This is a genomic window from Paenibacillus sp. V4I5, assembly GCF_030817255.1.
GTDB lineage: Bacteria > Bacillota > Bacilli > Paenibacillales > NBRC-103111 > Paenibacillus_E.
Genome location: NZ_JAUSZB010000002.1, coordinates 2,129,180 through 2,141,433, shown reverse-complemented (window position 1 = coordinate 2,141,433; position 12,254 = coordinate 2,129,180). Strand labels below are relative to the sequence as shown.

At 46.8% G+C, this 12,254-nt stretch carries 5 protein-coding genes; all 5 read left to right on the top strand.

Translation table 11 applies throughout. The annotated features are described in order from the left end of the window. Positions 1-94 precede the first annotated feature (94 nt). The 5 genes from QFZ78_RS11700 (at position 95) to QFZ78_RS11680 (ending at position 12,245) form a co-directional block, all read left to right on the top strand. Complete coding sequence (locus QFZ78_RS11700) at positions 95-1,069, top strand: ABC transporter permease (protein WP_307547616.1); 975 nt, start codon at positions 95-97, stop codon at positions 1,067-1,069. A 27-nt stretch (positions 1,070-1,096) separates the two neighbouring features. Continuing rightward, positions 1,097-1,960: a carbohydrate ABC transporter permease gene (locus QFZ78_RS11695; protein ID WP_307547615.1), complete on the top strand. Its 864-nt coding sequence runs from the start codon at positions 1,097-1,099 to the stop codon at positions 1,958-1,960. A gap of 85 nt (positions 1,961-2,045) precedes the next feature. Next, positions 2,046-3,620, top strand: a complete 1,575-nt coding sequence (locus QFZ78_RS11690; RefSeq protein ID WP_307547613.1) for an extracellular solute-binding protein — start codon at positions 2,046-2,048, stop codon at positions 3,618-3,620. 116 nt (positions 3,621-3,736) lie between these two features. Beyond that, entirely contained in the window at positions 3,737-5,110 is a 1,374-nt protein-coding gene (locus tag QFZ78_RS11685; RefSeq protein ID WP_307547612.1) for a glycosyl hydrolase family 28 protein, read from the top strand. Positions 5,111-5,528: 418 nt separating this feature from the next. Further along, positions 5,529-12,245 (top strand): OmpL47-type beta-barrel domain-containing protein, encoded by a 6,717-nt coding sequence (locus QFZ78_RS11680; protein ID WP_307547611.1) that lies wholly within the window; start codon positions 5,529-5,531, stop codon positions 12,243-12,245. Positions 12,246-12,254: the final 9 nt, after the last annotated feature.

Here is a 12,254-nt window from a genome sequence, read left to right as displayed (position 1 = left end):
CGAATGAATTTACAATGGAAAGAACGCTATCAGAGTAATAAAGTAGGGGTATGAAACGAGGTCTCAGCCTCATCTAAGAAAGGAGATTACAAACATGAATCCGGCAAACACCTCTGAATTAAACAGTGTTAAAGTAGTCGGCAAAAAAACGGAATCGAGATTGGCACACACATGGAGAGAATATAAGAAGAACAAGTATCTGTTCCTGTTGCTGGCTCCTGTGCTGATCTGGTATGCCGTGTTTCATTACGCCCCCATGTACGGCATTCAATTGGCTTTTAAAGATTTTTACATTATAAAAGGGATATGGGGAAGCCCTTGGGTTGGGTTCAAGCACTTTCAATATTTATTTATGATGTCACCCGACTTTTGGAAAATCATGCGAAATACGGTCGTGATCAGCTTTTATCACATCGTATTCGGGTTTCCGGCCCCGATCATTTTGGCATTGCTGTTAAACGAAGTGCGGATTTCGGTATTCAAGAGGATTGCCCAAACGATCTCGTATTTGCCCCATTTTTTATCTTGGGTCGTCATCGGCGGGATTATGATTACGCTGCTGTCTCCGAGCACCGGCGTCGTCAATTATATCATCCAACAGCTTGGGTTTGAACCGATCTATTTTTTGGGCAGTGAATCGTCTTTCCGGTTCACGATGGTCGTATCTGCCATCTGGAAAGAAATTGGCTGGGGGACCATCATCTATTTGGCGGCTTTGGCCGGAGTGGATTCGCAGCTGTACGAAGCAGCCGTACTTGACGGAGCGAACCGCTGGAAGCAAACCATCCACATTACGATCCCTTCCATTCTTCCGGTTATTACCATTTTATTGATCTTGCGGGTTGGCGGGGTTCTGGACGCGGGCTTCGACCAGATCCTTACCTTATATTCTCCAGCCGTATATGGCGTAGCTGATGTATTGGATACGTATGTGTACCGCGTAGGTCTGCAAAACTTCCAATTTAGTTTGACGGCAGCAGTCGGTCTTTTCAAAAATGTCGTAGCGGTAGTGCTGGTGTTAACGACCAACTATATCATAAAAAAAATGGGGCAAGAAGGAATTACGTAACAAGTGTTCAGAAAGGTGTGAACGGCCGTGAGGTTAAGCTTAGGTGAAAAAGTGTTTCAAATAATCGTAATCGCATTTCTTACTTGTGTTTGTATATGTATGATCTACCCGTTTCTTCACGTTCTTTCCATCTCCCTCAGTACAAGCGCCGAGGCGTTAAGGCCGGGATTGCACTGGTATCCGTATGAGATATCGTTCAGTGCATGGGAGAGAGTGTTTACGACCGATTCGGTTTGGATCGCTTTCGGGAACACGGTGTTTCGCTCTGTAGTGGGGACGTTTCTTACGCTGCTATTTATGGCGCTGGGGGCCTACTCGCTCTCGAAGAAGTATCTTCCGCATCGCAATTTTTATACGATGTTTATCGTTGTAACGATGTTTTTTGGCGGCGGGCTTATTCCCACTTACCTCCTGATCAAATCGCTAGGGTTCATCGATTCGCGTTGGTCCTTGATTATCCCTGGCTTGATCAGCACATATTCGATGCTGATTCTTCGCAACTTTTTCATGAGCCTTCCGGAGGAGCTGGAGGATTCCGCCAAAATCGACGGGGCAAGCGACCTGCGTATTTTGTTCACTATCGTGTTGCCGTTGTCCAAGCCTATATTGGCCACCCTTGCGCTTTGGTCCGCCGTCGGGCATTGGAACGCCTGGTTCGATGCGATGCTGTACATTCAGGATCAATCGAAGACTGTGCTACAGATATTGCTAAGAAGAATCGTGATTACCGCGGAGGGAGATCCATTGACAGCCGTGCCTATCGAGGAACAGGCGCCGGAAACCCTTAAGGCCGCAATCATCATGTTTACCGCGCTGCCGATCCTCGTCGTCTATCCGTTTCTTCAGAAATATTTTGTCCAAGGCGTCTTGGTAGGCTCGCTAAAGGGTTAGCACATATCACCTGATTTAAATGGGATTGCTCTTGTAGTATTCCGTCTAAATATAACTTGTATGATAAAAAGGGAGGCAAAAAAGAATGAAACAGATTAATAAGAAAATGTTGGGTATGACTTCTATCGTCTTATCGATGTCGCTTTTGGCGGCAGGATGCAGCGGAGGGAAATCGGCCGAACAAACGCCGGCAGCTTCCAATAAACCGGGGGCAGCAGAAAAGCCGATTGAAATTACTTGGGCGAACAACTTCAATGCGCCTGAAGCTGACGACAACTACGTGCAGAAGCAGTTGGAGCAAAAATTCAACGTAAAAATCAAGAATGTCAAATTTGAACGAACGACATGGAAGGAAAAATTCGGAGTTCTGCTTGCCTCCGGACAAGTTCCTGACATTTTCCCGATCGATGCGAACGAAACCGATATGGCCACGTGGGCGGATCAAGGCGTCATTGCCAGCCTTTCCCCGGATGAAATCAAAAAGAATATGCCGAATTATATTAAATCGCTGGAATCGGTTGACGCCGGTGCATGGGGTGTCGGCAATTACAAAGGAAAGAACTGGGGGATTCCTAAGGTATGGCCGGACGGTGAGTCTGGCTTCATTCCCGGTTATAACGATGCCTGGCTGAAGAAGATCGGCTACAACGCACCTCCGCAGACGCTCGCGGAGCTGGAGGATGTGCTCACGAAATTCGCCAATAACGATCCGGACGGCAACGGCAAGAAGGATACGTACGGCATGTCGGGTCGAGGCAAGCTCCCGATCCAAATGTTCACCTCCGTATTCTCGGCTCATGGCGTATCTCCGTATCAGTTCAAGCTGGGTGCTGATGGAAAAATCGTGTACGGCGGGCTCACAGAAGAAACCCGCTCCGCGCTCAAGCTTCTGAACAAGTGGTACAAGAGCGGACTGATCGATCCGGAGTTTATTACAACCGACAACAATCAGCTCAACGAGAAATTCGCCAACCAAAAGATCGGTATGGTCGACAACATGAAGTGGGGCAATTTCGACAAGAACTCCGGATTTATTACGAAACCAGGATCGGAAAAGGGCCAGACTGTCGTTGCAGGTAAGCCGGTTGTCGGCCCGGCCGGCAAATCGTTAGGCTTCGCTTACGGCGGGCGTCAAGCTCCTGTTCTGTTGGGCGCACAGGTCGAGAAGGATGAAGCGAAACGGGTTAAGATTGAGCAAATTCTTGATGCCGTCGCAACAAATCCGGAGTTGTGGCTGCTGACGGTTTACGGTCAGAAGGACGTCAACTATGATCAGAACGGCGACTTGGTTGTTCCGAAGACGACACCGGAGGCCGCTGCCATCAAAGCCGGCGCTGGCAGCTTCTACAATCCGCTCAACGCCGCAGTTACTTCCATGGCGAAATACAATACGAGCAAGGAATTGCTGGACCTGAAGGCGAAGGTAAATGTCGGTTATGAGCCAATGAAGGACATCCTGGGACCTGCCGTTTTGACCACCAAGTCGAAATATTGGGGGAATCTGCAGACGCTGGAGGACGCATATGTGATTAAATCCGTCACCGGCGAAACGAATACGGATAAAGCGTTTGACGATTTCAAGGCTGCGTGGCTGAAAGCTGGCGGTCAAGAATTGACGGATGAAGTCACCAAGGTGTACGCAGAGCGTAATAAGAAGTAATCAACAGTAATCAAAACTGCTTTAACTCTGGGCCGGTCGGTTGGAACATGCCATTCATGTTCCAGCCCTTCCGGCTTTTATTTTCACAATTAGAAGTATTTTGGAGGCGAGTTCCATTGATTAAAGTTCAAAATGATTTGATCACATATCCTGCACCGGCAGAAGCGGCTGGAAATTCCGATTTCACGGTACGGGTCCGATTGCTACAAGGTGAATGGCAGGAGCTGTTTAGTTACAACGTGAAGGTCGATATGCATGACGTGCGGAATGCCTCCATGGTGTATTTCGATTGCACCGGTCCCGTTGAAGTCGAGGTGGTAAAGAACATAGGGGTTGTAGAGGAAGCGGTGATTCGCCCCTTATCGTCAGGGCTCGAGTGCGCCTATAACGATAACCGGGTAACGTTCATGCTTGATCGGCCGCGTAAGTTATCGTTGGAAGTAAACGGGGATCGGTTTCACAACCTTCACATTTTTGCGAACCCGTTGGAAGATAATGTTCCCGATCCGGCAGATCCAGATGTGATTTACTTCGGACCGGGCATGCATATTTTGGAAGAGCCCCAATTGCGCATTCCCTCCGGGAAAACGGTTTATATCGCTGGAGGTGCCGTTGTTGTAGGGGCGTTAGTGTGCGAACATGTGCAGGATGTGACGATACGGGGCAGGGGGCTGCTCTATATGTCCGACTTTGAAAAAACCACTTATTATCGTGGAGTACAGATCACCTTCTCAAAGAACATCACGATAGAAGGAATTATCACGGTTGATCCACCACACTATACCGTACTGATCGGACAATCCGAACATATCTCAATCCGCAACCTTAAGACGTTCAGTACCCGAGGTTGGTCGGACGGCATCGACATGATGTCCTGTTCTCATATTGACATCGACGATGTCTTTCTGCGAACTTCCGATGATTGTATCGCCATATACGGACACCGCGGGGAGTTTGACGGAGACAGCCGGAACGTTACGGTTCGAAACTCGATCCTTTGGGCGGATGTTGCGCATCCCATGAATATCGGAACCCATGGGGATTCTGAAAACGGTGGAAATGTCATTGAAAACATCGTATTTGAGAACATCGACATTTTGGAGCATCACGAGCCACAACCCGATTATTGGGGGTGTATGGCGATCAATCCCGGGGACAATAATACAGTCCGGAACATCAGGTATGAAAATATCCGGGTTGAGCAGTTTGAGCTCGGAGAGCTGTTTAACATTCGGGTCGTGCATAATCCGAAATATAATCCGCAGCCGGGAAAACGGGTGGAGAATATACTTTTTAAAGATATTGTCTTTAACGGCATTTGCAAAAATCCTTCTCGCATCGAGGGGTTCGATGAAACCCGAGTTGTGGACGGTGTAACCTTTGAGAATGTTTATGTAAACGGCCGACCGCTGGAAATAGATTCGGAGGATATCCTCATAGGGTCCTATGTTCATCATGTGAACATCATTCAAAATAAAGATTCGATATAATGTATGGCTCACTAATTTCAATTCAATAGTAGAAGGCTATCCCGGTATCACGATCACGTGATAGCCTGAAATATTGCGCTTCTTTTAGCATGCTATCGGTCAAATTGAAAGAAATCTGATGAAATTGAATAATTTTGCAATGGATAGAGCGCTTTCATTTTGATAGGATTCATTGTGAAAGTGCTGAAAGATGCTTATTTGATTGTTGTAAAAAAAGGGTTCTGTGGAGGTGATTAAAGATAAAGATTCGGACCAGTTTGTTTGAGAACTGTCATTATCTAGGGGGCCGCAATAGTTGTGAGCTAAGAGGTTGAGGTTTTTGAATATTTGACAATACGAGACTTCACGTTGAAGTTTTGGGGCAATGATTTAATGAATTTTTACACCAAGGCACAGCTGAATGAATGGGGGAGTACAAATGAAAGGGCTTACTTTCAGGAATGCGTTTAAGCGCATTTTGTCTATCGTTATTTCCATTACTTTTATGGCCACGATCCTGCCTTTATCGACAGGAGTAGCTGCAGCGGAAACAACATCGATTTTTACGGATTATCAACCAACGATTAATGAAGTCATTGATGTAAGCGGTTTTAAACATCCCGGTGTCGGACTGACCAAGGATATTCTTGAAAATATGAGGACACAGGTTCTGGCGCAAAAAGAACCTTGGAATACTTATTTTAATCAAATGCTCCAATCTTCAACTGCTTCAAAGACTGTCGGATCAAGCAATCAAGGCGCTGAACCAGCGAAACCAGGCATTGATGCTTTTAATAGCCAGAGCTTTAATCAGAGATTTATACAAGACGGTTTGAAGGCTTATACCCAAGCTATTTTGTATTATGTAACGGGTGATGAGGCTTATCGGGCAAATGCGATGCGTATTATCCGAATTTGGTCGCATATGGATCCTACGAAATACGCGTATTTTAATGATGCGCATATTCACACGGGAATCCCGCTCAACCGGATGGTTACCGCTGCGGAAATCTTAAGGTATACAAGCACTCAAACAGCAGAACTGGAGTGGACAGATCAAGATACAGCAGATTTTACGACAAATCTGATCAATCCGGTAATCGAAACCTTCCAGCATACGAATTACCGCTTTATGAATCAGCATCTTTATCCGCTGATTGGAGCTATGTCAGGTTATATCTTTACTGGCAACAGTGAAAGGTATGCTGAGGGAGTAGAGTGGTTTACTGTTAACGAGACAGCTGTTGACCAAGGTATGAACGGATCTATTAAACAATTGTTCAGATTGGTAGATACCAATATCGTAACAGGAGAGCCGGTAAATCCTCCAGTCGTTCAGCATGTCGAAATGGGTAGGGATCAGGCGCATGGCGCCGGAGACGTAACCAATATGGAAATTTTATCGCGTTTATTGCTTGCCCAAGGAACAAAGGTAGATCCGGTGGAAGGGACTATTTCTACAGCGCCCAATGCTGTTGGCCCCTACGAATTTCTGGATAATCGAATCTTAAAGGCTGCCGACTTTTTTGGCCGGTACATGATTGGTTACGATACACCATGGATACCCGTTGCGGCACACACAGATATAAATGGAAATCCAACCATCATTTATAACCATCTGGCTGGCGGTTACAGGGGAAGAATTGGCGGTAATGTGTATGACCTTTACTATTACTATAAATATACGGCAGGAATAAATATGGAGGTAGAAGCTCCATACTTTACCGAGATGTTTAATATGAGACACCCTTTCTACTGGGAGTCGCCGGATGCAGGTGGCGATTATTGGCTGTATATCCCTCAAGAAGCCGAGGCTGAGGGTACACAGAATATTCCTACAGGTATAACAAATCCGGATTTGAGAGAAATAGAAGATCGATACACGAAGCTTGATAGTAACTCTGCTACAATGCAAGAGGGAGATACGACTTTCGTCCAGATTACGGGAACGGAAGAGGGAAGCAGAATTGTATTGGTTGCTTCCGGAAGCAGCGAGAGAACCGTTGCATTCAAGATTCGGACTAATGGCGTAGCGAAGATGGATGTGTTTGGCGATACCGTTACGCTGCCGGATACGAAGGGTCAATGGAGATATATCAGCTATGCGTTCAATAATTTCCAAGGGCTCGGCGATCTCCTTTATTTCAATGTAAAAGGAGCCGGCACTACGGTTTACATTGACCACATTAATGTAAAAGCTGGCGTACAGCTGACGCCTCCCGTATTTACAGCAGGAAGTGAAGACTTAAATTTATTTACCTATGTCGGGTCTGAGGCAACGATCAATTTCGATTTCTCTGCGACAGACGCTGGTGCAGTTAACTATCAGGCTGATCATATGCCTGAGGGCGCTGTGTTCAATGAGACCACTGGCGCATTTTCCTGGTCTCGGGCACAAGCAGGAACGTATTCCTTCGTCGTGAGTGCGTCAGACGGTACTTCGGTTACGACCAAGGACGTTACCGTTGTCGTAGCAAACGATCGGCAATCTGCAGTTAACGCAGTCATTGCACCTTATGATGCAGATACACTTTATATTTCTGCAACGCTTGATCATTATCAGGACGTGCATGCTGACGTTATAAATGTAATCGCAAGTGCAACGGATGAGGTTTTCTATCAGAAACTATTTGACTTGAACAGTGCAGTTCAAGGTCTTGAAGAATTGACGCCTTTGATGAATGACGGAAGCGTTAATTATACGAATATGTTTATCAGCTCAACCATGGGCAATGCCGTTCCCAACTGGTTGGATGGTACGAATGATAGCTTTGTAGGATTTTTTACAGCTCAAGATCGGACGCATTACATGGATTTCGGGCCAAGCTACAAAATATCGGCCAATGCCTTCGAGCTTCAGGTAAGAGCGAGCTTTCCGGAACGTATAGGCGGCGTTGCCATGTTCGGCTCCAATGATAAAGAAAATTGGACAAGATTAACCCCTGGCCTAACGACGGTTACGGAAGATATGCAGAGACTTGAGGTACAGGCCGGACTCGAAAATCAGAAATTCCGCTTCTTGAAAATGCAAATGATTCAACCGTCCAGCTCGATGCTGGAAGTGGGTGAGTTTAGAATCTTTGGCCAGCGTTTTGAGACAATAAACAAGCTGGAGTCCGTCTCCATCGGCTCGGACCAAAGCTTGAAAAATCGAATCGTTCCGGGCGATACGATCAAATTATCCTTCAAGTCAACCGAACAGATTCAAGATGTAGCAGCCACAATTCAAGGCCAAGCTGCAACGATTTCCACTACTGATAATCTGAACTGGACAGCAACGCTGGTTGCAGATCCAAGCGTGCAAGCAGGTACAGTCAAATTTAAGCTCAATTACAAAACGGCAGCGGGAATAGATGCGGCAGAAACTATCTTTTCAACGGATGGCTCATCTTTATTTATTTCTGATCAGACAGGTTATGTTTCCAATCTGCTTGAGATCGCCAATCTCATTGATTCCAGCGGCAGAAATCCGGCAGATCTTTTGGCAACGGCGAGCAATCTGTTTGATAGCAATTTAGGAACGTTTACTGATTTCCGTCTAAATGGCAGCGGCTATGGAGGATACCTTACCTTCGACTTTAAAGAAGGCGGCGAGGCCAGACTTTCGAAGGTGGAAGTGATTGCAAGGCAAGATGGTTTTTCTGGCAGAATTAATGGCACAGTGGTGCAAGGCTCCAACGACAATGTGACATGGTCAACCATCTCCAACGTAGCATGGAATACAACGGAATGGCAGACGCTAACAATTAACAGTACAGATCCATATCGTTATATCCGTGTAACAAATGGAAACAACTGGTTTGGGAATATGGCTGAATTACGCTTGTATGGCGATGTTCAAATCAAGTCCAAGCTTGATTCGGTTTCCATAGGCTCAGCACAAAGCATCCAAAAACGAATTGTTCCGGGCAACACAGTCAAAGTGTCCTTCAAGTCAACGGAAATAATTAATAATGTCAATGTCAATATTCATGGACAAGCTGCAACGGTGTCCACGGCTGACAATATCAACTGGACAGCAGCGGCCGTTATGGGCAGCAACACAAGTCCGGGTCAAGTAGCCTTCAGTATCAATTACAAAACGGCAGCCGGAATCGACGGGCCGGAAAAAACCACGACAACTGACAGCTCATCGCTATATATTGCCGACGAGACCGGGTTGATTAGCAATATACTTGCCATCACCACGTTAAGTGATTCCAGCGGAAGAACTCCGGCAGATCTTTTGGCAACGGCAGGTAATTTATTTGACGGAAATGCCGGTACAATTACCGATTTCCGTGTAAATGGCAGCGGCTATGGCGGATACATTACGTTCGATTTTAAAGAAGGCAATCTCGTCACGCTGTCGAAGGCAGAGGTGCTTGCAAGGCAAGATAGCACTTATACCCGAATCAACGGTACGGTGGTACAAGGCTCCAACGATAACACGAACTGGACGACCATTTCCACGACAGCTGGAAAGACGATGGATTGGCAAACCTTAAGTATTAGCGATACTGTACCCTATCGTTATATCCGCATTTACAATGCGAACCAATGGTTTGGCAATATGGCAGAATTACGGTTGTATGGCGCAGTTCAAGCCACGAACAAAATTGAGACGGCTTCGATCAGCTCGGCTCAGAGCATCAAGACGAGGATTGTGCCAGGCAACACGGTAAAACTGTCCTTCAAAGCAAAAGAAGCGATCAATAACGTCAAGGTCAAGATGCAAGGTCAGGATGCAACGGTTAGTTCTGCCGATAACATCAACTGGACAGCAGTGGCGACCTTAAATCAAGGTGTAGCAGCAGGAAACGTAACGTTCACTGTTAATTACATGACGCAAAGTGGAGTGGATGGATACCCGGCAACATCTACAACAGATAGCTCCAAGCTGTATATTGTCGATGAGTTGGATTTGATTCGCAATGTGACAAGCATCGCCAATCTCATTGATGCTACTTCAGGAAGAACTGCAGCAACAACCTTGTCAATAGCGAATAGTCTGTTTGACAGCAATTTAGCTTCGGTAACTGATTTCCGTTTGGGTACCAATGGATCGGGAGGCTATATTACCTTTGACTTTAAGGATGGCAATCAAGCTACGCTTTCGAGTGTAGAGATGATTGGAAGACAAGAAAGTAATTTGCTTGGCAGAATTAAGAATACCGTAGTCCAAGGCTCCAACGATAATACGACCTGGACGGATCTCACAAAAGCAGCTGTAGCTTCTGCGGATTGGCAAAGCTTCCCGGTCAGCAGCAAAGTACCGTACCGGTATATCCGCGTTTGGAATTGGAGTAACTGGTTTGGAAATATCGCTGATTTGAGACTGCATGGCGTAGTGAAACAGGCAGACCTGACGTCTCCGGTGACAACAGATAATGCATCGCAGGGAACGACGGTAAGCCTCAATGCCACTGATGCAGGTTCTGGTGTTGCGGCAACCTACTTCCAAGTAGACGGCGGCGCGCAGCAAACCGGGAACACGGTTACATTACCCACCGATGGAACGCATACGTTAGTGTATTGGAGCGTAGACTGGGCAGGCAATGTGGAGCTGCAGCATACGGTCGTCTACATCGATAAGACTGCACCTGTTGAGGCCGGTTTGTATGCAGATATTACAGTGCCGACCAACAAAGATGTTAATGTAACGATCTACTATCCGCTTGACGCTGCGGTGACAGAGTACAAAATTGGCGATAACGGCGAATGGACCGTGTACACTGCTCCTGTAATGGTTTCCGAAAACGTAACGGTGTATGCAAGAAGTTCGGATGCTGCAGGCAATGTTTCGGAGGTGGCGAGCTACATGGTAAGCAACATTTACAAGACAGCACCTTCGGACGCAATCTTCACAGCTGACATGACAGATCCAACCAACGGCAATGTCACTTTGACGATCAGCTACCCGGATAACGTGGTGGTCAAGGAGTATAAAGTAGGAGATAACGGCACATGGACAGCGTATGCTTCACCTGTGATCGTATCCGACAATGATACCGTCTATGCACAGAGCAAGGACATTGCGGGCAATGTATCGAATGTGACCAGCTATACCGTCAGCAATATCGACAGGATGCCGCCTGCGGACGCCGAATTGTCGGCCGACTTTACAGGGCCGACTAACCAGGATGTCACTGTAACGGTTACCTATCCGGACGATGCTGCGGTGAAGGAGTATAAGGTAGGCGATAACGGCGTTTGGACCGCGTACGGCGCGCCTGTGGTTATCTCCGAAAACAACACGGTGTATGCAAAAGGTACGGATGCTGCGGGCAACGTCTCGAACGCTACCCCATATGTGGTTGGCAACATCGACCGTATTGCACCGGCTGATGCAACCTTGGCCGTAGATACCTCAGCTCCGACCAATCAAGGTGTCACCGTAATGATCACCTATCCGGCCGATGCGGCGGTGAAGGAGTATAAAGTGGGCGAAAGCGGCTCGTGGAGTGCTTATACGGCATCCGTTATTGTCCAGGATAATGACACCGTATATGCAAGAGGAACGGATGCTGTAGGCAATGCATCGAATGTAACCAGCACTATTGTAAGCAACATTTATAAGATTGCTCCTAACACTACAGCTGTGTTAAGCCCATCTTCGCCTAACGGCAAGAACAACTGGTACTTGACGGATGTTACCGTTAGCTTATCGGTATATGCCAGTGTATATGGAGGAGCTGTAACAACGGAGTACCAGGTTAATGACGGTGACTGGATGGTATACACCGGATCTATTCCTGACTTTGGCGAAGGAGCTTATAAGCTGGGTTACCGCAGTATGGATGAAGCCGGCAACTTAGAACAACTCAAAACGATTGAGTTCAAAGTGGACAAGTCAGCTCCTGTATTATCTGTTCAGTTGGACAAAACGTCGATTTGGCCGCCGAATCATAAGATGATAACTATCAATGCCGCTCTGACTTCGAGTGACGATGGTTCAGGCGTTGAATCTGTGGTGTTGACCTCCATCACGAGCAATCAGCCGGATAGTGGACAAGGCGACATTCTAGCCAATTTCGGTACAGCCGCCACTTCATTCAGCGTGCGTGCGGAAAGAGGAAATATCTACACCATCACGTACACGGCTACTGATAAAGCGGGCAACAAAACGGTTTCAACTGAAACCGTCACCGTGCCTCACGATCAATCCGGCCATTAATAAGAAGAA